This is a genomic window from Spirosoma radiotolerans, assembly GCF_000974425.1.
In the GTDB taxonomy this organism is placed as follows: domain Bacteria; phylum Bacteroidota; class Bacteroidia; order Cytophagales; family Spirosomataceae; genus Spirosoma; species Spirosoma radiotolerans.
This window is the reverse complement of record NZ_CP010429.1, coordinates 1,417,741-1,441,307: the sequence shown is the minus strand read 5'-3', so window position 1 is coordinate 1,441,307 and position 23,567 is coordinate 1,417,741. Positions and strand designations below refer to the sequence as shown.

Here is a 23,567-nt window from a genome sequence, read left to right as displayed (position 1 = left end):
CAGGCTTCCGGAACATTGTCGCGAAAACGTATATGAAAAAATCGTTCATTTTGGGTCTATTGGCCCTTAGCCTGGTCGCTGCCGAAAAGCCACAGGCGCCTAACACGCTGAGTGCGCAGGAGAAGAAAGACGGCTGGAAATTATTATTCGACGGCAAAACAACCAACGGCTGGCGGGGGGCCTACAAAGACGCATTTCCTGCCAAAGGCTGGAACGTTGCCGATGGACTGCTCACCATTCAGAAATCGGACGGATCGGAATCACAAAGCTTTGGCGATATCGTTACCGTTGGCGAATACAGCGATTTCGACCTGATGTTTGATTTTAAGCTGACTGAAGGAGCCAACAGTGGAGTTAAGTATTTTGTGGCAGAGCAAAGTCCAAAACCAAAAGGCTCGGCCTTTGGCCTTGAGTTTCAAGTATTGGACGACGATAAACACCCTGATGCCAAACTGGGTCGGGACGGCAACCGAACCGTTGGGTCATTGTATGATCTGATTCCGGCAAGCGGCAAAAGAGCTAATCCTATTGGCGAATGGAATACAGGACGTGTTATCTCGAAAGGTAAACATGTAGAGCATTGGCTCAATGGGAAGAAAGTAGTAGACTACGAGCGTGGCAGCGAAAAATTCAGGGAATTAGTGGCGATGAGCAAATACAAAGCCCCCGAATACAATGCCAATGGCCGTTTTGGTGAAGCACCCAAGGGACATATCCTCCTGCAAGATCACGGCAATCAGGTATCATTTAGAAATATCAAAATAAAAACTCTTTAACTCAGAAGCGGGCTAACAGCCATTAGACGATCAGGTGAAGCGCCTTTTAATAGTCTAATGTTTCTGCCGCCAGCTTATCATATCGTATGGAAAATCGTCGTGAATTTATAAAAAAATCGGCCCTTGCCGGACTTGGCATGAGCTTTTCAGCGGGTAGCTACGCCCGTATTCTTGGCTCGAACGACCGTGTTCGGGTGGGTATCATCGGTTTTTCCGACCGATTTCGTCAGTCGCTGGCGCCCGCCTTTATGGAGCACGCCAAGGCTCAGAATTTTGCCTTCGTCGGCGTATCGGACATCTGGAGCCGCCGTCGTGATGAAGCCGAACAGTATTTGAAGGGTAAAGGTTGGAACGACGATTCGTTCTTCAAAGCCCGCAACAACGACGAACTCCTCGACCGGAAGGATGTCGATGCTGTTATCATCAGCACCGCCGATTTCCAGCACGCGCTGCATTGTGTAGCCGCCGTTGAATCGGGCCGCGACGCCTATTGCGAAAAGCCCTTTGCCGAATCGCTGGATGATGCCCGGAAAGCCGTTAAAGCCGTCGAAAGCTCAAAGCGGATTGTGCAGGTTGGCTCCCAACGCCGGTCGGCCCCGAACTACCATTCGGCTAACGACTTTATCAAATCAGGAAAGTTTGGGGACATCACCATGGTTGAAATGACCTGGAATGTTAACCAGCCCGGTCGCTGGCGTCGGCCCAAGTTGGTCTCTGAAATCAAGAAGGAAGATACCGACTGGGATCGCTACCAAATGAACCGGCCAAAAACAGCGTGGGACCCACGTAAATACCTGGAGTTCCGGTTGTTTTACCCCTACTCGTCGGGGATTCCAGGTCAGTGGATGTCGCACCAGATTGACACCGTTCACTGGTTCAGTGGATTAGATCATCCCCGCTCTGTTGTCGCGAACGGTGGTATATATAGTTGGAAAGATGGGCGCGTTAATGCGGACACGTTCACCGCTGTATTTGACTATGGCCCGGATAATGACAAAACGAAAGGCTTCCAGGTGCTGTATTCTTCCCGGATGAATAATGAAGCGGGTGGCGTGAAGGAATACTACTACTCGAACGGGGGGATGATTAACCTCGATACGAACAAAATCTCGCCCGAAGGTGGTCTGGAAGCTAAATATGCCAAAGATATGAATATGCAGGCCAACCTTCTGCCAACCATGTCGCTCGGTGAAAGCGCGAAAATGGAAACCTCGGCTAATACCGGTGGTGACCCGATGACCTCGCTCCACATGCTGAATTGGATGAGTTGTGTCCGCAGCCGTAAAGAGCCGAATGCCCCAGCGCGGGTTGGTTTCAACCACTCGGTTGCCAACATCATGGCCACTACGGCCCTGCATACCGGCAAGCGTGTAACCTGGGATTCGACAAAACAGGATATGGTGACTAGCTAGGTTTATGATGTAAGATGTATGATATAGGATGTATTTTGGCACATACATCCTATATCATACATCTTATCTTACCAGCGCTGCACCGACCTGACAACTCAGGCATTTTTTAACGGCGCAGAACTCGTTGTACAGTTCAATAGCCGCCTGCGAATCGAACGCTGTGCGAATCCCTAGCCCAAGGGTTTCCCAGTTTTCGGTCAGGTGGTTTTTTTCTGGAGGCAATTGTTCAAGTAGCGTTATAGCCCGGTCGATGTAAGCGGGTTGCCCCCGGTGATGCGCATAGGCCGCCAGCAATGGAACAACCGTGTTGATTACAATATTTTCAGCCGCCAGTTGACCCAGCGCTGGCGCCCCCTTTTCCGTCTCCTTGCCAAATCGGTAGTGCGTTTGCCAATAATCGGAGGGCGTAATCTGTAAAGATTTAACTAACCGATCCACCTCCGTTGTTCCCACAAAAAGCGAAAACAAACTACCCTGTTTGGTTAATAGACGAGCAAACTGGGCTAACCGGAGCGTCGGAAAATTAGCAGGTCGTAACCGGCCCCATTTCCAGGCATGAGGCATTACTTGCTTGTCGGCAAGGAGGTATTTAGCCGATAGAAACCGGTATTCTCGATGCAAAGCCTCTCCATAATCGTCGGGCTCATCGTCAGGTAACAAACCAGCCGTTCCAAATAGCATCGCTTCGGCTTGCAGCAGTACATCCCGGTGTTTAAGAATGGCTTTCAAGGGCAACGCCCGGCTCAGTTGCGCCATGGGATCTGTATTAATTTTGAAACCCATGTTGGCGGCCAGTACTCGATAAGCCGTCTCCTCCCAATCCCCGTTTGTTTCTTTAACGATTTCCTGAACCCCGACGGCCTTCCGTTCCAATCGCTGCATCATGGCTTTATCCAGCATTGATGTAAGCCGTAGTGGTGATGCAGACTTAAACTGGCTTGCGCAGGGAATAACGTCCGTCGATTCGTTAAGCGCCTGATAGCGAGTCAGTATGGCAGGGTCAGTCAGCGGACCAAGCTCCAGTGTAGGCAATGGCATTCCATCGACCCGATCCACCCGACGGCTATTTATTGCCCGATCATCCTGCCAGACGACGTGTAGGATAACGTTATCGTATGCCCGGTCGTGCTGGTGGCGATGTGCCAACCAATCGGATGTTCGGATATGCATTTCTACAGTACCGACCCATTCTACGTTGGCAATGAGTATGCGGGCATTTATAAAATCCGGTCCGGCATTATGATTTCGAAAGCCCGTGTGTAATACCTGCACCACATCACCATCGGTAGTTGTCAGGTTGGTTTTGGCGAAATACTGGTATTGCCAGATGAAATACAGAAAAGCTTCAGGCACAGAACAATAGCTAATAAGTAACAACAGACACTGATTGGACAAGCAATATAAACACAATCAGCAAAAATGCTACCTAATATCCACATTCATTAGTGATCACCCATACTGGCTATCGTATACTGGACAGGTGTTGAGCCATTTCCTGCTGCAACTGTTTCGCTTCGTCTTTGGCCCGCTCGGCAAAATCGGTTCCACTTGAGGCATACAGAATACTTCTCGACGCATTTACCAGTAACCCACCCGACTTTGTTAACCCCAGACGTGACACATCGTCCAGACTGCCTCCCTGGGCACCCACTCCCGGCACAAGCAGGAAATTATCGGGCGCCAGCTTCCGGATTTGCTCCAGTTCATTCGTCTGAGTGGCCCCTACAACAAACATTAACTGATCGGGGGTTGCCCAGGTCTGGGCCGTACGGATGACCGCTTCAAATAACGCCTGATGACCTAATGGCCCGCGTTGTAGTTGCTGACGCTGGAAATCGGCGCTTCCCGGGTTTGATGTTAGTGCCAGTAAAATAACCCATTTCCCGTCGTAGGCTAAAAAAGGAAGTACAGAATCACTGCCCATATACGGCGCTACCGTAACCGAATCGAAGGATAGGCCAGCCGCTGTTAGATCAAAAAATGTGCGGGCATACAAATCGGATGTATTGCCAATATCGCCCCGTTTGGCATCGGCTATGGTAAAGCAGTTTTCAGGGATGTAGTCCAGTGTTTTTTGAAGACTCTCCCACCCGGCTGGCCCCTGCGCTTCGTAGAACGCAATGTTCGGTTTGTAGGCAACAGCAAGGTCAGCGGTTGCGTCGATGATGGCTTTATTAAAGGTAAAAACGGGATCGGTTTCTGTTCGTAAATGCGAAGGAAGTTTACGAGGGTCAGTATCCAACCCAACACACAAATAAGACTGTTTTTGAAAAATCTGATCGCTTAATTCCGAATAGGTCATGCTCATACGCCCGGCCAGACGCTAAAATGATTCTGCTCAAAAGTACAACTTATGGACCAGTTTCATAAATTTGTCCATAAGAGAACTACCATTACGTAACACACCTGGATTATGCACGTTCGGCAAACAGCCATTGAGGGTTTAATTGAATTAACTCCACGCGTATTTGAAGACGAGCGCGGCCATTTTTTTGAGTCATACAACAAGCCGCTTTTCGTGTCGCTGGGCTTACCAATGGATTTTGTGCAGGACAATCAATCCTTTTCCGTTAAGGGCGTTCTGAGGGGGCTGCATATGCAAAACGAGCCATTTGCACAAGGTAAATTAGTTCGGGTCATTACGGGGCAAGTCCTCGATGTGGCCGTGGATTTACGGCCCGACTCCCCCACCTTTGGGCAGTATGAGGCCTTTTTGCTGGATGCTAAAATTGGCAATATGGCCTACATACCAGAAGGCTTTGCCCATGGCTTCGTTGCCTTAGAAGACAGTATTTTCAGCTATAAATGCACGAATATTTACAATAAAGGAGCCGAGTCAGGCATTATCTGGAATGACCCCGACCTGAATATAAACTGGGGTGTTACCAACCCTATTGTTTCCGAGAAAGATCAGGATTTGAAGCCGCTTCGGGATGTATTTCCACACGTGGTGGTTTAATAAAATGGCGCACAAAGGCTATTGATCAGACAGCCTTTGTGCGTTACTTCTCATACATCTCCTCCAGCACTTTTCGGCCAACCTTCCGGGCCGAAAGCGGATTTTGCCCGGTTACCAGTCGCTCATCAACTTCTATATAAGGCAGAAAGGGAATTAAGCTTTTACTATAGATCGCTTTTTTCTGCCGAAGTAAGTCTTCCAGTAGAAAGGGCACTTCTTCATCCAGCCGGACAAGTTTCTCCTCCATGTTCGAAAAGCCCGTTAGTTGCTTGCTATCAATCAGCAGTGAGCCATCTGATAGTGTTACATTCAGCAAGGCGCTCACTCCGTGACACACAGCAGCCACCATACCTCCCTTTTCATAGATTTGGCGTGTAATCGTCTGTAAAGCCGGATTATTAGGAAAATCCCACATAGTGCCATGGCCGCCAGTGAAGTATATAATCTGGTATGAAGCCGGATTTACGTCGTCGATGCGGATTGAGCTCTCTAGCTTAGCCCGAAAGGTGGGATCATGATACCATTTTTCATTTATAGCATCACGGCGATCAATGCTTTTCTCATCAATAGGCACAGGTCCACCGTTTGGGCTGGCGATGTCGTAGGGCAGGTTGCGGCCTGCCAACTCATCATAAAAATGCGTCGCTTCACTTAACCATAGCCCCGTTTTATGCGGCTTTGTCGGATAATCTGTATGATTCGTGCAAACGATGAGTGCACGGTAGATAGGGTCCATAGCATAAAATGACGTTCGGGCCCATAAGTTCGAGGTTTACCGGCAAACTTCAAACCTTAAGCCATAAACGACATTCGCCAATGCAGAATAGACCCGGCTTGCCAAGCCGCAATCTGATCCGGGCATGAGACCTGTTTTTCATTAATACATAGTGAATAGTTGGCCAGATAATAAAAAGCATACTATTTGTTTGCCAAAATCAGTTATTTACTGGTGAAACCGAATGTATCCTTAGTATATTTGTTAATAAACCGTATACGTACTTAATTTATATGAAAACTATTACTTATAATTCGCTTCAAGCGGAACAAGCCTGGATGATAGTGTCGGATCAGCTTCAGCAACGGAATAATATGTTAGCGAAGAGCATTTCGCATATGGAGCGAAATCCCAGCGATTTGCCGATGGCCAGCCGACTGATTATGTTGCGCTACCATCTTAAAATGAGTTTACGACAACTCACCCAGGAAGCCCGTCAACAGAAGAAAACGACAAAGCAGGATAATCGGCTGGCCGAGCAATGGATGCATGTGCATCAGTTATTTTTTCTGTTGCGGCAAATTGATAGCGAACTTGGCCGGGCCACTATGGAGAATACAATACTCCGCTCATGGCTGGAATCACTTGAAGGACGTGTTTACCGGTCAGCACTGGTGCATTTGAATTAATATAGTTGAGACACATAAAGACAAAAACAAAGCCAGTGGAAATTTCCACTGGCTTTGTTTTTGTCCGGTGCCTATAGCGTTCTATTTCGCACGAACATACGTCAATCGTTTCACCGCAATGGGTGCGCAGCCCGGCACACAGGGCGCAACAGGTTCCTGAATAACTACCGGTTTGTCAACAATCGGTGGATCGATCGTAGGCTTGTCGGTTGGTCCATCCTTGGAAGTTGACAGCCATTCAAACTCTGCCCAGCCATCTATCTTTGGCCCTTCAGGAATCGTTGCAAACACAATTTGTCCGATGCTATGTTCCAGCCAGTTATCATTTCCGCTAAGGTTTATTTCATACGTATGAAACTCCCCGTCATTGATAATTGGAAAATCCATAAACCTATCGCCCGTACCATATATGGTTTGATCTTCGCTTCGGCGCCATCTAAACCGGATTTTGTCATTCTGTGTTTTGAACGCTGCCCGCAGATATAGTTTAGGGTTTGCCCGAGCATTCCAGAAGCCATAAGGTGACGATATAGCGATATTATTCTCCACATCGTTCAGATAAATATGAAGCTTACCGTTGATGGGCAAGCCGGTATCCTGCGCATGACCATAGTACCAGCCTTTCCGGGAAGTGTCGAACCTGTAATTAATATTGGCGGCCAAACGGGGCTTATTATATACATACGAGCGAATCTCGTTCAGGTGCCCGACAATTAACTCATAGTCCCATTCATAAACCATATTGTAATCCAGGATTACCCGATTCGTAGCTGCAATGTAGGAGGCAACCGTGCTGAATTCGTCACCGCCCAGATCACTTCCAAAGTATCCTCTCTTCCACTCGTAGTTATCTTTTACATATAAACCGACCCCATACCCATTGTCATTGACAGAGGCCATCCAGGGCTCTGTTGGAAATACATCGCCAAAGATTGTCGTACTCGGAGGCTGTATACGTTCCAGATGCAGGGATCCATTTGTATATGGCGAATTATCCTTATAAAACCACATATTGTGGTAATCACCATTCAGATAAGCACAGGGAAACTCCTGCTGACGAGCCTCATACTGCGTTTTGTCGGAACGGTTCATGACTACTTTAGCATGAACCTTCACTACATTCCCCTCCAAACGAATCCAGTGTTCAATGGTGGCTTCACCTGGTTCATTGTTTAAGGCGAACTGTTTGGGGATCGTTTTTACGTATAATTGATTCTGCTGCTTTTCGAGCGTGACGACTTGGGATACATTTCCATGCGAATCGCCAGCCTGAATAGGGTCCCAACCAAGATTGGACCAGCCTGTCGTTGATTTCTCTGAATAATTAGCAGGCCCACTATAAAGCGCAATCTGCACTTGACGACCAAGATCGGGATTATTGACCATGTTGTTGGTGCTTACCAGCCCGCCATGATTGTCGAGAAAGGCCAGGTACGTAATAGCACCACCATAGTTAGCGTTGACCCCCACTCTAATCTGTCCGTTCTCTATGGTCTGAAGTCCATCTACCGCTCTTCTTAGCGGGGAATAAACTTTTAAGCCGCTCGTAGTTGGCGTATGAGGCTGCGCATTGAGCAAGCCTGATAAAAGGATACCAGCAACAAAAAATGTATATTTTGACGCAATAAAGTTACAAAACAGGATTCGGGTCATACGAGCAGTACGATTTGGTGTACTTGGTTACCCTCAATCAAATAATATGCCAAAGATAAGTAACGCATTATAAGAGGGCCAATTACGTTGTCAACTGCTTCAGTTATTTCATCAACTGCTTCAAAGCGACATCCGACAAGTTACCGGATTGAATCAGCAATCGATAGCGAAAGGTAACCGATTGTCTCGCCGGTAGCGTGTAGTTCATGGCAGCGGCTTTTCCATTGCTGAAGATAGACGGCCCTAGCGGATTGGCCGCAAATAAGCCATATCCTCTGGCATGCCAGTAGGTCGGATAGCCAATATTATTGGGATTGTCCATTAACACCAGGGATACCGCTTCAGTACCAACCGTGCCGGTGAGCTTCGTCCATGGAGCACGGGTTCCCCAGACCGCATCACCTTCTACTCCCTCGCTGGTGCGGTACATGCCCGTTACCCCGGCATTGTCCAGAACTGGTACTTTCGTAGCAACTCCCTGTGCATCGGTAAAGACTTCTGGTTTGGTAGATGGCTGTTCGAGCTGGCGGGCAAGGCGCAAGGCAATCAGCCCTTCTTTGTTGTCTTTGAAAACTACTTCTTTGTCAGCGGCTTTTAAAGTGGTAATCCGGTCAATAATCCGCTTGTCGGCACCTGCGCCAAACTGATAAGTGGTTGTTTCCTGAAGCATGACCTTGCCGTCTTTGTCGAGCCAGTCGGCGGTAACCACCAGTTCAGCTTTGTCTTTACCACTTTTCATGGATTTTACCCCCGTATGTACAATGGTGCCAAAAGGACCTTTGTGCTCGGGACCTACTTCGATGGAGTTGTTCCAGAAATCATGCCCGTTTACGTCGCCATAGTTGAACCACATACCCACATGGTGCGGGTGGTCAATGCGCTCACCGGGCCGGGGGTCCAGCGGCCAGCCACGGGTTATAAAATTCCCACCAGCAGAAAGAATTGGGTACAGAACGGGTTTCTTCAGAACCGTTGGGCCCGGATAAATATAGGCGGTAAAGGGCTTCCCATCTACGGTGACAGTTACCTTCTTCTGGGCTTCATTGTGTGTAAGCTGAATTTGGTTTGATTGAGCCCAACTCGTCAGCATAGCGCCAACGAATAAACAGGAGAGGAAGAAATAGCGCATTGGATCGTTCGTTAGTCAATTGTATAAACTACGGTCAAAAAGAGGCATCTAATAAAAACAGCCCCAGCCTGAAAAGCCGGGGCTACCTAAATGCTACTGAGTAAAGCAAGACAAAAGCGTACGCCCTTAATTTCCCAGCAAAATTTTGTTCGTTACGTCCTGATCGATCGTTATATATCCCGGATAGTTAACTTGCTTACCCAGCAAATCCAGCGTTGGTTTAATCCGGATTGTCAGTTTAGACGGTTGCGTACCACTGGCGCCCGATAAATTCTGCACCAGTTGCGTAAACGCATCGCGCGTTTTGCTATCCGTCAATAACTGATAAGCGTTGGTGTTCAGGCGAACGGGTACGCGTGTTCGTCCGCCACCGGGCTGCACCTCTATTCGCTGATTCAGAAATCCATTGAACAACTCCTGCCCGGCAAGCAAAATCCGGTATTCCAACTGGTTGATACCAGCCAATTTATTGGTTGGGTTGGTAATATCAATATTCAGACGAGCATCCAGCGGCACATTGCGGGTGAGCAGCCCCGTGGCCAATCGCGGATAACGTGCGGGATTTATGTCTTCCAGCTTCTTCAACTGCCGAACATCGATACCAGCCAGATAAATACTATCGGCTGAAGCAATTGTGTACCGGCAATCACCGAGGGTTTTGGCCTGGGAAATCTGTTTATTAACACTGCACTGGCTGAACAGTAAGGGGAGTGCTACTACGATGAAAGCAAGGCTTTTTTTCATGTCTACCATTTAAATCGTTTACCTATAAACCTTCGACAATGGGTAAAGGGTTTGGTTTAATTAAGTTTAACGAACACCATTTGTGCCCGGTCGGCTTTAGCCACCTTCTTCCGGAAGTCGACCCAGTCGCTATAAGCGGCAGGTAAAAAACGGCCTCCATGCATCGTTATTTGACGAACATAGGTCATCCGGTCACCATTTACCGTCAGTTGCGCCGTATATCGACCGAATTTCGAGTCGATCTCAACTGGCGGTATGGTATATTCGGGGGCGTATCCCTTTGGAATCTGGTACGTAATGGTATCGCTGTCCTCATAATTGTAGTTCGCCCCTAACTCGATAGCCGCCCGACGAGGTTGCAGTTGTGGCGTTGCCTGCGACAAAGCAGACATTAGATTCAAAGGTAGGAAAAGCCTCGTTCCGCTAGCTGTTGCTAAACGGCGAACGGTTAGTCCCAACGTTTCAATAACAACCGGTACGTCCCCGCTCTGTTCCTGATACGTAAACGTATTTAGCTCGAAGGCCGGAATGCGGATGCGTTTAAGAAGCCAGGTACGCTGATCGTCATGACTCAGCCGATGCAGTACGCTGGCATAGTCATCTTGCTGAAGCCCCGTATAGCGTGTTCTCACATCGGCCGTAGCATCGCCCTGTTCGGTCAGGGTAATCGCAATTCGTCGCTGTTGAAGGTTATTTGCTGAATGGTATGCGGGTGTTTTTATCAATTGGCCGCCATCAGGCTGAATAAGGAGTACGTGCCTATTGCCGGTAAAATCGCCAACATAGCCCGCCGGGCTGTGCCCATCGGTACATTCCAGAAAGAGCGTATCACGCTTATCGGGCACACATAGAATGACGTGGTTAAACTGAAAACTCGGAAAATCGACCAGCAAGTCAGGCTCACTATCGCCCGCTCGTACCAGTGCCGGATAAGCCGTAACCCCAATAGCCTTCAGCAAAGCCTGCGTATAGTTCGTGAGCGCTTTACAGTCGCCGTATTTACTGGCAGCTACCTTATCGGCTTCAATGGTTTGCCAGCCACCAATGCCAAGCTGAATGCTGATGTACCGCGTCTGATCCTGTACATATTTATATACTTTTTGCACTTTCCCCAAGGTACTCTTCTCGTTTTTCGTCAATTCCAGCACGCGCTGTCGCAATTCTTCGGGAATACGATCACGACCGGTATTCAGTGTGTGGTAGAATTGGCCCAACTCCTTCCAGGTCGTTAAATGCCCTTTGTAGTCCTGAACATCAAAATCGATGGGAGCCGTATACACAATCGGCAGCTGTTCCCGCGCCGGGGGCGACAATGGTTCAAATTCGACCGCTGGTCGATCCGCCACTTTCCAGACATACGTTTTTCCGCCGTCGGCTAACGAGGTCAACGCAACCGGCGTTGGTATATTCATTTCCTTGTAGCGCAGTGCCAAACCAGGCGGCATAATGATCGTGAACATAGCCTGTTCAACGGCCAGATGCTCCTCGTTCTGTGGTATCCAGGTCGGATAAAACATCAGGTTTCGCTCCGTCGTTTCCACCAGAAAGTCAACGGTGTAAGGGTAAGAAGGCTGTTTCGGAAACGACGCGACTTTGATTCGCTGATCATCGAAGAGATTATAGTCCGTATAGGTGCTATTATCGTCGATATCTCCTTTCTTTAGTTTCTTGATCAATTTGCCATCAGCATCATATAAAGTACCTTCCAGACTGGTCACTTTCGAGAGTTTATCATAGCCGACTACTTTTTTAGCCTGATCGTCGCCCCGCTCATCCAGGATGGTCACTACAGTATGAATCCGTTGAGTAGCCTCCCCCACGGACTTTACCGTAAACGTTGTTTCATGCCTGCGCACTACAGCATGGGCATTTTCTTTCAGGGCAGACGGCAGCGATCCAGACTGGTATTCGATCTGTGCCTGTGCCACCTGGTTTATGAACAGAAGCAGTAAAAGATGTTTTTTCATCACGCGTTTATTTCTTCTCCGCTATATCGATCCGTTTCAAAACAACCTGCTCGGCGTGTTTTGCCACAATCCGGCTGAACAGCTCCCGCAGTGGACCATATTCGTTGGCCAAAAACTGTGTTTTACGTAGTAAAATACGGCTCATCACTTGCAGCTGATTATCCGCATTAACCGCTACCTGATATAAAAAACGGCCGCCGTTTTCGGGTAAAACCATGGAGATCGATTTAGGCATTTCTTTTACCTGAAATCCTTTTGGCAGCGTGTACGTGGCAGAAAACGTCTCATCGATCAGTACTGCAAAGTCAACCGGATAAAGTCGATCAACTTCCTTAAATGGGTTATTGCCATGGGCTTCGGTTAGCATCGGCCGAAAATAAAGGCGATCTCCGGCTCTGCCACAAGCTTCGGGAATGGTAATTGTATACGTTTCATTAAAGGAGCGACTCGTTTCATCGGTCCCCGAAAAGTCTGCTTTTTCAATCTGCCAAGCCGTCCGTTTTTTCTGCACACTCTCCAAATAGTTCGTTTTTCCCTCCACGTTGAACAGCTTCCGACTACGCAACGCACTGTAGCCACCATGCGAAAGAACAAGCGTGCCAGACACGTCGCCATCGCTAGCGAGCGTGTACGAACCGGTATGAACATCAATGTCGCGTTCTACGGGCATCAGTGATATAAAGCGGGACTTCGTTGGATGCACAAGCCGACCGGTTCCGTTCAGACAGTGGACGGGCAACACACCAGGTGCCAGATAAACATCGGTGGCATCAAGCAGCATGTCTTTTCCGCCAACGGACACGTGGGCAACTACATAATTGAATTTCTTCAGTAAAGCATACAGTTCGCTGATGCGGCCGTGGGAGCGAGTGCTGAGAATGACTGGATTAGCGTCAATATCCATCTCCCGAAGCAAGGCGATCAGCATCAGGTTAATATCGGCCGCATCACCTTTCTTTTCATCAAATACTTTTTTGATATTGCGCGACCAAAGCGCAGCTTCCTGATTCCACTTTATGGTCTGACGGATATAGTCATAAGCGGCAGTAATGCGGCCCAGCGTGTCCGGATACTGACTAACCAGCGCTTTTGCTTTGTCGCGCAGGAAAGACGCCCGTTTAAACTGCCCGCCAAAGTCCGCATCGCCAAGCAGGGTTTTATCCATGGCCTCCCAACCCACAGAAATATTAGTGGTTATGGGGACAAGAGCCCCCGGCAACTGATAACTGGCCAGTTCAAACTCAATCTTGGCCATGTAATCGTCGTCAGTGGTAATATATGCTTCGTTGCGAAACGCCGGAACGTTGCCCATTGCAAATCGATAGGCGGATGCTCCTACGGCCCCCTGACCTGGTAACAGGTCTACGGTGGTTGGTTTACGGGTATTGACCGTCATGGGCACATACCCAGTTTGCATTATTTTATAGTAGAAATAATCAGGTATGGTAATGCGGTATTCGCTCCAGTTAACGGGTATACGCTGCTGAAACCGCCACGTTTTAGGATTGTAACTGACACTGAATGGTGTACGCACCGTGTACCGATAGTCAATAATAGAACCCTCCCGCACATTGGGCAGGGTGTACTTTTCTATCCAGAACTGATCCGATGCCCGTTCGGTAAAATGGCCCGTTTTATTCAGTTGGTCAATCGACACATTCCCATCGACAAGATTGTAGGTATAGCCCTCGAAATCGGTAATCATTTCGTGCTGTCCCGTTTTGCCACGGCGGGCTACCAGTTCGATGGTGGCCCGATCATAGGCTGATTTTTTTCGTATCTGCAGCCTGACGTGGTAATGAGATACCAGCCATAAATTGCCGCTGTTATTATCAAAGGTGACCTCACCATAATCGTACAGCGCTACGGCTTCAGCGGTAGAATCTGTGGTGACGTTCAGAAACTGATCGGGGATAATCTGACCGAATTTAATGGCCGGGGCAGGGTCTTTTTCTTTCGCTTTTTGGGCAAACCCAGTGGATAGCCCCATAAAGGCAATGACAACCGTCAGCAGGACGTGCCGGTTAAACAGGAAGGTGAACATATGTGGTGGGTAAATGTACGCTAACAGGGAAGCAATATATTAGTTAAATGATCAATTCACACTATATCATGGACGTATATACATTTTGTGGTAGGCATGCAGACTATCCCCGGATGATTCAGCTACCCATTGGCCTTCTGCTAGGGCTATCAAAATAGTCCCTGAATGTTTTATCTTTGCTCAGTATACACCCACAAGTTTAATGGATAAGCTCACCGCCGACGATCTCGTTTACGGCTACATAAATGGTATTTTCCCTATGGCCGACGCCGACGGTACGCTTTACTGGTACGCGCCAGATCCCCGTGCGATTATTCCGCTGGCTACTTACAAACCAGCCAAATCGCTTCGTCCGGTTCTTAATCGCAATCAATTCGAAGTTCGTATTAATACCGCCTTTAAGGAAGTGATGCATTTCTGTGCGATTCCCCGCTCTGACGATGACAGTGTCTGGATTTCGGAAGAAATTATTGATGCCTACACCGAATTGCACCAGATGGGCCTCGCACACAGCGTAGAAACGTATATAGACGACAGGTTAGTGGGTGGCCTCTATGGCGTGGCGCTGGGCAGTGCTTTTTTTGGTGAATCCATGTTCAATAGGGTGAGTAATGCCTCCAAAGTAGCCTTCCATCACCTGATTCTGATTCTCCGCCAGCAACACTTTACCCTGCTTGATACCCAGTTTATCAACGACAATGTTCGGCGGTACGGGGCCATTGAAATTCCCAAAGCCGACTACCTGAAGCAACTTAAAGCCGCCCTACGCCAAAAAGCTCGTTTTGTGGAACCAGTACCCACGATTAAAAAGAACCCATCCAGGTGAGTAGCGCGGTGATGCGGCATTGGTCCGTATCTTTGCCGCCATGACAAAGCCCGTTCTTGTACTTAAATTTGGTACGGCGTCCATCACTAAACCCAATGGCGAGCCAAACGAACCCGTAATGGTTGACATTGCGCGACAGGTGGCCGCCTTGCATCCCTATTATCGCATTGTGCTGGTATCGTCGGGGGCCGTTGGTGCTGGCAAATCCTTAATTCGCGAATATCGGGGGGATATTACGCAACGAAAAGCCGCAGCCGCGGTTGGCAACTTGCTATTGCTCAATCAGTATTCCCGTTTTTTTTCTATTTATGGCATTTCTATTGCCCAAAGCCTGTGCGAACGGCATCACTTTGCCAATCGGGATCAGTTTCTGCAACTAAAGCAGACGTATGAAGAGCTCTGGGCCAATGACTTGATTCCGATTGCCAACGAAAACGACGTGGTCAGTAACCGCGAACTCAAATTTTCGGATAACGACGAACTGGCCACGCTCATTGCAGTTGGTTTTGGGGCCGAAGCCTTGATGCTTTGTACCTCCGTAGGTGGCTTGCTGGATGCCAACAATCAGATAATCAGGCAGGTTTCCGACTTTGATGAACGTGTATTCGGTGTTGTCCGGACCGATAAATCATCACTGGGATTAGGCGGCATGGCCTCGAAACTAACATTTGCCAAACTGGCAACCCGGATGGGTATTCGGGTCGTTATTTTCGGATTGAGCGAACCGGATAGCATTAGCCGGGCGTTACGCCATGAACTTGGTACTGAATTTACCCCACAGGCTACAGCCCTCTCGGCCCGCAACCGGTGGCTTGGCAGTGGCAGTCTGGCCGTTGGTCGTATTCAGATCGATGCGGGTGCTGTTCGGGCCTTGCAGCAACGACGCAGCCTGCTGGCCGTAGGGGTCAGAACCATCGTTGGCGAATTTGCAACGGGCGAAATGATCGAAATCATTGCCGAAGATCAAACAACGGTGGCCGTAGCCCGCGCCCGGATTTCGTCTGAAACACTGGCGCAACAGCTTAACCAGCAAAACGTTGAGGTTGCCAATGCAAATGATATTGTACTTTTGTAATCATGACACCTATTACACCCCTTCTCCAGGCCACTCAACAGGCCGCAGCCATCGTTCGGCGGCTGAGCCCAGCTCAAAAGACCGACATGCTCAACCGGCTGGCCGATGTACTGGCCGAAAACACCACTGCGATTCTGGCCGAAAATCAGAAAGACCTCGACCGAATGCCGACGTCTGATCCAAAGTATGACCGACTGAAGCTAACGGCAGCCCGCGTGGCCGATCTGTCATCAAGTCTGCGTCAGGTAGCTGTTTTGCCCGACCCAGCGAATGAAGTGCTGTTGGAACGTGGCATTGAGCAGGGTCTTCAGCTTAAGAAAATTACCGTACCACTGGGTGTTGTGGGTGTTATCTATGAAGCGCGTCCGAACGTAACCGTCGATGTGGCATCGGTCTGTTTGCGGTCGGGGAATGCCTGTGTCCTGAAAGGCGGCAAAGAAGCCGACTTTTCCAATCGGTATCTGATTAGCCTTATTCAGGGCGTATTGGTTGAATTTGGCGTACCGAAAGCCGCCGTGACGCTGCTCCCCCCCGATCGTGCGGTTGTCAATGAACTACTGACGGCTACACGCTACGTGGATATTATTATTCCGCGCGGTTCGGAGTCGCTGATCCAGTTCGTCCGCAAAAACTCGCTGGTGCCCACCATCGAAACCGGTGCCGGTGTTTGCCACACCTACGTTGAAGAAAGTGCCGATCTGGATAAAGCCGTTGCCATTGTTGTCAATGCCCGCGTTTCCCGGCCGTCGGTCTGTAACTCACTCGATTGTGTGCTGGTCGATGAAACCATCGCCGACCAGTTTCTGCCCATGCTAACCGCCGACTTTGCCAAATGGAATGTTGAAGTCTTCGCCGATGAAACGGCGTACCCAATCTTTGAAAAAGCGGGTTACACGAATCTACAGCACGCCCAACAGGAAGATTTCGGCCGTGAGTTTTTAGACTATAAATGTGCCGTAAAAGTGGTAACTGGTCTGGACGAAGCGCTTTCCCACCTTCAAACGTATTCTTCGCGCCATTCAGAAGCCATCCTGTCGCAGAATCAGGCACTGATTAATCGGTTTCTGTTCGAAGTGGATGCAGCTGCGGTTTACGCGAATGCCTCCACTCGGTTTACCGACGGCGGGGTATTTGGCCTCGGTGCCGAAATTGGCATCTCTACCCAGAAGCTCCACGCCCGTGGTCCGTTTGCCCTCGAAAAGCTGGTAACCGAAAAATGGATTGTTGTGGGCGACGGTCAAGTACGGTGGTGATTTCCGGTTTATCGCAGCTTTAGTTTGTTAAAGGCAGCCAATAAATACGCATTACTTTGTTGGCTGCCTACTGTCTGCACACTCAAATGTATACTATCCCAATACCAGATAAAAGATATTAACACTATTTATATACCATAGTTATAGTTTACTTAATAGATCATTTACTTTTATCAGAATTTACAACCGACCATTCTGGCTTCATGATAGACACCTTTACCGCCATTTTTGGCGATTTAGCGGATGCGTACGTGAAAGTACACAATCTAATTCCAGATGATAATACGCATCTCTTCAGGATATCTTCGGTAGGACCTTATCTTGATCTACTACCCATGTTATCCATTTTCCAGACTCACGGCGTCACCCTTGATCGTTTCATTGTTGAAGCTACTCCGGAGGGTGTTACCGTAGCGGTGCTGGTTCGCGATAGCTCTCTCACTTAATCGCCCACCAACTTTCGGTCAAGGTGATGTAGCTGAAAAGAAAACCCTTAGTTTAACTCTATGCGCCCCATCACTGTCCAGATTCCGCTCCCCTGTCCCGAACGCTGGGACGATATGCAACCAACCCAACAAGGCCGGTTTTGTGCCAGTTGCCAGAAAACAGTCGTCGATTACACGGCGCTTTCTGACCAGGAATTGGTTAGACGTCTTAGCCGATCTTCCGAAGTAGGCTGCGGGCGTTTTCGGGATGACCAGTTAAACCGGCCATTGGTTCCGTCAACGGTGGGCACTGCTCAGGCCTGGCGTCGGTGGATAGGCCTATTGACAATGAGTTTATTGGGCTGGCAAACGGCCAAAGCGCAACTAAGCCAAAGCAGCAATTCCGCACATGCTGCTTCGGCTCGCTCAACTTCCGTTCAAACTGACTCCAGCACAATCCCAGGGCCTAGTCAAAAGGTCACCGATTCAGATAAAAAATGGACGATCCGTGGACGAGTGATGAGCCTCGATTCGAGTGGAAACCTTGTTCCTGTTCAGGGAGCTAACGTTGCCATTGGACGACTGGCGGATTATCAGCAAACAGAAACAGATAGTGCTGGCCTGTTTGAACTGGACATTCCCTCTCAACTGTTTGTTTCGGAGATGACGGCCAGGGCTTATGCGCCCGACCATATTCCAAAGTCAATTTCATTTAACGCATCACCGTCAATCACGAGCTATGTTCTTGACGATATCATCGTACGTAGGCTAAGCCGATTAAAGTTCGCGTCAATCAGCGGAGGTGTAGTCTGTGTTATCAAGTCACCTTCCCGCTGGCAAAGATTCAAGCGTAGCTTATTTCACTAGCTTTTCTTGCTCCTAATATCCGTACCAGTCTCCCCACCATTTTTGTAAACTCCGCCGAATCTCGGCTTCACGGGCGTTATGGCCGGGATCGTAAAGTCTGCGCCCTTTCAACTCATCAGGCAGAAAGTTTTGGAGCGCAAAGTTGCCTTCGTAGCCGTGCGCATACTGATACTCCTTTCCGTAGCCAATCTCTTTCATCAGCTTCGTAGGGGCGTTTCGTAAGTGCAGGGGAACGGGCAAATGCGCCGTTTGCTCCGCCAGCGCAATGGCTTCATCAATAGCCACATAACTCGCGTTACTCTTAGGCGACGTTGCCAGGTACACCGCCACCTGCGACAGAATAATCCGGCCTTCCGGCATGCCAATCGACCGAATGGCCTGTACGGCTTCCGATGCCATAATCATGGCCGTAGGGTTGGCGTTGCCAATATCTTCCGAAGCCATGATCAGCATACGGCGGGCAATAAAGACCGGATCTTCACCGGCCACGATCATGCGCGCCATCCAGTACAAGGCTGCGTTTGGGTCGGAGCCACGCAGGGACTTAATAAAGGCCGAAATTATGTCATAATGCTGCTCGCCTGATTTATCGTAGCGCGCAATATTCTGTTGGGCAACGGCGGTTACACCCTCGTCGGTAATAATTAACGGATCAGCAGACACGTGCGCCGAAGCCACCAGTTCAAGCAGATTAAGTAATTTACGTCCATCGCCACCAGACAGTCGCAATAACGCATCGTATGATTCGACGGTAATTCGTTTCGACTGGAGGAAGGTATCCTGCGCAATGGCCCGGTCGATAAGCTGAATCAACTCCTCCCGATTAAGCCCTTCCAGCACGTAAACCTGGCAACGGGATAGCAGGGCGCTGTTTACTTCAAAAGAGGGATTTTCTGTCGTAGCGCCGATGAGTGTAATCTGACCTTTTTCGACCGCCCCGAGCAGAGCGTCTTGCTGGCTTTTATTGAATCGGTGGATTTCATCGATGAACACTACCGGCGAAAACAGGCCGCCCGGACGACTTAACACCTCCCGAATTTCCTTAACGCCTGAATTGATAGCGCTTAAGGCAATAAAAGGGCGCTTAACAGCCTCGGCCAGTAACAACGCCAAGGTTGTTTTGCCAACGCCCGGTGGCCCCCACAAAATCATGGATGGTAAACGTCCTGATTCTACGGCTCGCCGGAGGGCACCCGACGGGCCAATGAGTTTGCGCTGTCCAATTACATCATCCAAAACGCGGGGACGAACCCGCTCAGGTAAGGGCGTTGAGTCTGTATTCATTCAGCGAAGTTACCCGAACCACGGAGTCTTTACAAGACATAAACTGGTTATCCATCCGCTACACCGACCTACTGTACAGAAGTGCTTGAGCGGTAATTGGCAGGGTTAAGTTGGACACCGGACAGCGCCCGGAAAATGACAAATAAAAATCCCGATAATTGGCTGGCAGCTATCGGGATTAGAAAAGTCGAGGGTTATACAGCGTCAGAGTGACACATTTTCAAGCGTGACATACCGCTTGAGGTTGCTCATAGCGCCGAAGATCAGGTTATAAACGGATTGGATATTGATTTCCATGAGTGAAGAAATTTCCTCATTACTCATGTTTTGGAAGTACCGCAGGTGAACGGCTTCACGCTGACGGCGGGGAAGTTTGTCGAGCGCCTGATGCAGACAATCCGTCATGTACGAATCTTCTTCATGAGCAATCAACAGGTTTTCGTGCGATGGGTCAGCCCCAGGCAACGTATCGCCAACGCGCCGACCATTGATCATGTCGTCCTGACTAACTAATTTCTGCTCAGCCGTTAAGTGCCGAACCAGCTTGCGTTTGATGGATGCCATCAGGTAAAAACGTACGGAGGTTGTTGGCCCGATGGTCGTACGGTGTTTCCACAATTCAACAAATAGGTCGTGGATGCAATCTTTAATTAAGGCGCGGTCAGTAGCAAAGTGAGCGCAGTAGTGGTAGAGGGTTTGAACATAATTTTGGTACAATCGGGCAAACGCATTTTCATCGCCACCGCGAAACTGATTCCAGAGGGTTTCGTCGTCGGGGCCGGTTTGGGAGCGTGAGCGAGCCATAGTCGGGATGTGAAAGATTAAGGTTAGGAATAGCCTTGAGGAGTGTAAACCTACCCATAAAAAATAGAATTTAAAATAGTTAGCAAATAAAATTTTTTAGTGGGGTCATTTCACTATTTGAAGAGGGGTAAATTCAAACGTTTGCCCATCGAATAATCCTTTATCACTCAACTTTAGCGAAGGAATAACAAGTAACGCCATGAAGGATAGGGTCATAAAAGGAGCCGTCAGGGTACTCGCTAACACGTGCTTGGCAAACTGGTCCAGAGCCGCATATTGATCGGCGACCTCATACCCATCTGCATCGGTCATTAGCCCCGCCACCGGCAGCGGCAGCAACATGGACACGGGCGCCTGTGTGTTATGGCTCGCCCCCACGGCCGACAAGCCACCTTTCGCTTCGATGACCAGATTAACGGCCCGGCAGATACTTTCGTCATCGCAGCCAACGGCTGTAATATTATGCGAATCGTGCCCAACAGACGAGGCAATGGCACCCTGTTTCAGTCCCACATTTTTAATAAAGGCGACGGCCGGGGGCGCATTCTGGTACCGATTAACCACAACCAGTTTCAGGATATCGCGGTCCGTGTCGGGTACTATTTCTCCATTTTCGATTCGGGCCTCCTCCTGTAACTCGTTCGTAATGAGCTGCCCATCCAGCGCTTCTATAACCCGAATAAGTGGCTTGCCTGCCGAAAGATCGACTTCTACGGCAAAGTCAGTCGGTGTTTTGGGCGAGCAGCTAAATTGATTAACGTGTTCACTTCGCCAATCCGGTATAGCCGACTGGCCATTCTGAGCGACGATTTCCCCATTGATTACGGTTTGCTCTACACGTAGTTCCGTCAAATCAGTGACCACAATGTAATCAGCGGGATCGCCCTCACGCAACAGCCCAACCGGCAACCGGTAATGAAGTACCGGATTCAGGCAGGCCGCCCGTAGGGTTTGCCAAAGCGAATGGCCTTTCTTCAACGCTCGTACCACCAACTGATTGATGTGCCCTTGGGCCAGGGTATCGGGGTGTTTATCGTCGGAACAGAACATGATCTGCGTTGGAAACTCGGCCAGCAGCGGGATCAGCGCTTCGAAATTACGGGCCGCGCTCCCCTCCCGAATCAGGATATTCATACCTCGTTGAGCCTTGTCCAAGCCTTCTTCGTACGTAAAACATTCATGGTCGGTGCTGATACCGGCATCCATATACCGCTGTGCGTCGTTGCCGGTCAGGCCGGGGGCATGGCCATCGACAGGCTTGTTGAACGCTTTGGCCAGGGCAATTTTAGCCATCATATCGGGGTCTTCGTGCAACACACCCGGAAAGTTCATGACCTCGGCCAGGTAGCCAATTTCCTTCATGGCCAGTAAAGCTCGCACATCCTGGGCGCTGATCGTCGCGCCGGCAGTCTCGAAGGGAGTGGCCGGAACGCAGGAAGGTGCCCCGAACATAAATTTGAACGGTACCCGACGGGCTTCGTCAACCATGTACTTGACGCCTGCAACGCCTAACACATTTCCAATTTCGTGCGGGTCCGATACGGTTGCTACTGTACCATGAACAACCGCCAGACGCGCAAACTGCGGAGGTGTCAGCAAGGAGCTTTCTACATGGACGTGCGCGTCCACGAATCCGGGCAACACATACGGCTCGCCGGGACGTTCGGCACCCAACCGATCGATCTGGGCGATGCGGCCATTTTCGACCGAAATCGTACCGTAAAAAATTGTCTGATCGAACAGATTCAGGATATTGGCGCTGAGCATGTATTAGATACGAATAAAGAGTTTCCGACGGTACATCCACCGAAGAATAAGGTAAAACAGGCCTAACGTAACCAGACCAACCAACAGTTGCTCGTAGGCAGGCCCGAGCAGCAGAAAGGGCCCTTGTCCCAGATGCGTGTAAAGCGACGTAATTATGAACCGGTCAATCAGATGCACCAGGCAGTAAATGGCAATTGAGTTCATGCCAACAACAATGAGGGGAAAGGCCCAGTCCCGCTTGTTGGCCACATCAATAAGGCTGTAGAAAAGAGCAAGCAACCAGAAACACCAGCCTCCACTGAACAACACCCAGGCGGGGGTCCAGATACGCTTCACGATCGGACAAATACCCGAAATGTGCAGAATCAGGCCAGCGGCTAGGCCAACGCCCCCAGCGATCAGAAATCGCTTTACAATCTCCCGTTGCGTCAGCCCCGACCGTAGCCACCGTCCAGCCACCAGGCCCAGCAACATCGTGCCCAGGGTTGGTATAAAACTGAGTGTGGCATACCCGCCCCCGTTGAAGAGGAACGGTTTTTCCCGGGGAAAAAGATTGAGAAACCAGGTATCAAACGCCCAGGCCAGATTGCTGTTTTTGTTAAAATGAGCCATCAGCCCGCTGTAATGCTCCGGCCAGTCTGCCGGAACGCCAACAGCAGCATACGGAAAATCAGGGCCGGGAGCAGGATAGAGAATAAAGGCCAGCCAATACCCAACCAGAATAGCAGCCAGCGCCATCCAGATGGTTCGGACGTTTGCTTTTCCCAGTAAAAACAGGAAGGGATAGCCAAGGCCAATTTGCGTCAGGGTGTCTTCAAAAGTAAAATTGGTTTGACTGGCGTGCGTTGACCGCAAAAAAATCCCCAGTAGGATCAGGATCAGCGACCGGCGTAATGCCCGCCCAAATTGCGCGGCTGGCGATTGGCCCAATCCGGCCCGGCTGGCCATTGAATACGGCAGCGCCACCCCGACCAGAAACGAGAACGACGGCTGGATCAGGTCGTGCAACGAGCAACCCGCCCAGGCAACATGACTTTGATGATGAGCCAGAAAAGCCCAGAAACCACTCGCAGGAAACGCTTCGTGCAGTTGCTCGAATTGCAGCATCTCGGCTGCCATTAATGTCATCACAAAGCCCCGATAGGCATCCATGGACATCAAACGGTTGGCTGTAAAGC

At 49.5% G+C, this 23,567-nt stretch carries 20 protein-coding genes; 8 read left to right on the top strand and 12 right to left on the bottom strand.

Going from position 1 to position 23,567, the window contains the following annotated elements:
* Positions 1–32: 32 nt before the first annotated feature.
* On the top strand, positions 33–776 hold the full coding sequence (locus SD10_RS05585; RefSeq protein ID WP_046376058.1) for a 3-keto-disaccharide hydrolase: 744 nt from the start codon (positions 33–35) through the stop codon (positions 774–776).
* A gap of 86 nt (positions 777–862) precedes the next feature.
* On the top strand, positions 863–2,188 hold the full coding sequence (locus SD10_RS05580) for a Gfo/Idh/MocA family protein (protein ID WP_046376057.1): 1,326 nt from the start codon (positions 863–865) through the stop codon (positions 2,186–2,188).
* A gap of 63 nt (positions 2,189–2,251) precedes the next feature.
* Here SD10_RS05580 and SD10_RS05575 read toward each other — a convergent pair whose 3' ends face one another.
* Positions 2,252–3,541, bottom strand: a complete 1,290-nt coding sequence (locus tag SD10_RS05575) for a DUF2851 family protein (protein ID WP_046376056.1) — start codon at positions 3,539–3,541, stop codon at positions 2,252–2,254.
* Positions 3,542–3,650: 109 nt separating this feature from the next.
* A complete protein-coding gene (gene pyrF, locus SD10_RS05570; protein WP_046579093.1) occupies positions 3,651–4,490 on the bottom strand; it encodes an orotidine-5'-phosphate decarboxylase in 840 nt (279 codons plus the stop codon).
* A gap of 111 nt (positions 4,491–4,601) precedes the next feature.
* Here pyrF and rfbC point away from each other — a divergent pair, with 111 nt between their 5' ends.
* Complete coding sequence (gene rfbC / locus SD10_RS05565) at positions 4,602–5,147, top strand: dTDP-4-dehydrorhamnose 3,5-epimerase (protein WP_046376055.1); 546 nt, start codon at positions 4,602–4,604, stop codon at positions 5,145–5,147.
* A gap of 43 nt (positions 5,148–5,190) precedes the next feature.
* Here the strand turns inward: rfbC and SD10_RS05560 are convergent, their stop codons facing one another.
* Complete coding sequence (locus SD10_RS05560) at positions 5,191–5,883, bottom strand: type 1 glutamine amidotransferase domain-containing protein (protein ID WP_046376054.1); 693 nt, start codon at positions 5,881–5,883, stop codon at positions 5,191–5,193.
* Between the two features lie 272 nt (positions 5,884–6,155).
* Here SD10_RS05560 and SD10_RS05555 point away from each other — a divergent pair, with 272 nt between their 5' ends.
* A complete protein-coding gene (locus SD10_RS05555) occupies positions 6,156–6,551 on the top strand; it encodes a hypothetical protein (RefSeq protein ID WP_046376053.1) in 396 nt (131 codons plus the stop codon).
* Between the two features lie 81 nt (positions 6,552–6,632).
* On the opposite strand, the gene SD10_RS05550 is transcribed toward SD10_RS05555, so the two are convergent.
* The 5 genes from SD10_RS05550 to SD10_RS05530 form a co-directional block, all read right to left on the bottom strand.
* On the bottom strand, positions 6,633–8,204 hold the full coding sequence (locus SD10_RS05550; RefSeq protein ID WP_046376052.1) for a hypothetical protein: 1,572 nt from the start codon (positions 8,202–8,204) through the stop codon (positions 6,633–6,635).
* A gap of 103 nt (positions 8,205–8,307) precedes the next feature.
* Positions 8,308–9,333: a DUF6807 domain-containing protein gene (locus tag SD10_RS05545; protein ID WP_046376051.1), complete on the bottom strand. Its 1,026-nt coding sequence runs from the start codon at positions 9,331–9,333 to the stop codon at positions 8,308–8,310.
* 126 nt (positions 9,334–9,459) lie between these two features.
* Entirely contained in the window at positions 9,460–10,077 is a 618-nt protein-coding gene (locus SD10_RS05540; protein WP_046579091.1) for a hypothetical protein, read from the bottom strand.
* Between the two features lie 56 nt (positions 10,078–10,133).
* On the bottom strand, positions 10,134–12,044 hold the full coding sequence (locus SD10_RS05535; RefSeq protein WP_046376050.1) for a DUF3857 domain-containing protein: 1,911 nt from the start codon (positions 12,042–12,044) through the stop codon (positions 10,134–10,136).
* 7 nt (positions 12,045–12,051) lie between these two features.
* On the bottom strand, positions 12,052–14,088 hold the full coding sequence (locus SD10_RS05530) for a transglutaminase domain-containing protein (RefSeq protein ID WP_046376049.1): 2,037 nt from the start codon (positions 14,086–14,088) through the stop codon (positions 12,052–12,054).
* A gap of 202 nt (positions 14,089–14,290) precedes the next feature.
* Here SD10_RS05530 and aat point away from each other — a divergent pair, with 202 nt between their 5' ends.
* From aat to SD10_RS28605, 4 genes are all read left to right on the top strand, one after another.
* On the top strand, positions 14,291–14,914 hold the full coding sequence (aat, locus tag SD10_RS05525; protein ID WP_046376048.1) for a leucyl/phenylalanyl-tRNA--protein transferase: 624 nt from the start codon (positions 14,291–14,293) through the stop codon (positions 14,912–14,914).
* 40 nt (positions 14,915–14,954) lie between these two features.
* The gene (proB, locus tag SD10_RS05520) at positions 14,955–15,989 is read left to right on the top strand and encodes a glutamate 5-kinase (RefSeq protein WP_046579089.1); all 1,035 of its coding nucleotides are present in this window, start codon (positions 14,955–14,957) and stop codon (positions 15,987–15,989) included.
* A gap of 2 nt (positions 15,990–15,991) precedes the next feature.
* Complete coding sequence (locus tag SD10_RS05515) at positions 15,992–17,242, top strand: glutamate-5-semialdehyde dehydrogenase (RefSeq protein ID WP_046376047.1); 1,251 nt, start codon at positions 15,992–15,994, stop codon at positions 17,240–17,242.
* Positions 17,243–17,748: 506 nt separating this feature from the next.
* Positions 17,749–18,534, top strand: a complete 786-nt coding sequence (locus tag SD10_RS28605) for a hypothetical protein (protein ID WP_052731083.1) — start codon at positions 17,749–17,751, stop codon at positions 18,532–18,534.
* Positions 18,535–18,546: 12 nt separating this feature from the next.
* Here the strand turns inward: SD10_RS28605 and SD10_RS05500 are convergent, their stop codons facing one another.
* The 4 genes from SD10_RS05500 to SD10_RS05485 all read right to left on the bottom strand — a co-directional run bounded on the left by SD10_RS05500 (position 18,547) and on the right by SD10_RS05485 (position 23,541).
* A complete protein-coding gene (locus SD10_RS05500) occupies positions 18,547–19,818 on the bottom strand; it encodes a replication-associated recombination protein A (RefSeq protein WP_046376045.1) in 1,272 nt (423 codons plus the stop codon).
* A gap of 204 nt (positions 19,819–20,022) precedes the next feature.
* Positions 20,023–20,622, bottom strand: coding sequence for an RNA polymerase sigma factor (locus SD10_RS05495; RefSeq protein WP_046376044.1), 600 nt, complete (start codon positions 20,620–20,622; stop codon positions 20,023–20,025).
* A 105-nt stretch (positions 20,623–20,727) separates the two neighbouring features.
* Positions 20,728–22,389, bottom strand: coding sequence for an adenine deaminase (gene ade / locus SD10_RS05490; protein ID WP_046376043.1), 1,662 nt, complete (start codon positions 22,387–22,389; stop codon positions 20,728–20,730).
* A 3-nt stretch (positions 22,390–22,392) separates the two neighbouring features.
* Positions 22,393–23,541 carry an acyltransferase family protein gene (locus tag SD10_RS05485; RefSeq protein ID WP_046376042.1) on the bottom strand — a complete coding sequence of 383 codons (1,149 nt, stop codon included), beginning with the start codon at positions 23,539–23,541 and terminating at the stop codon, positions 22,393–22,395.
* Positions 23,542–23,567: the final 26 nt, after the last annotated feature.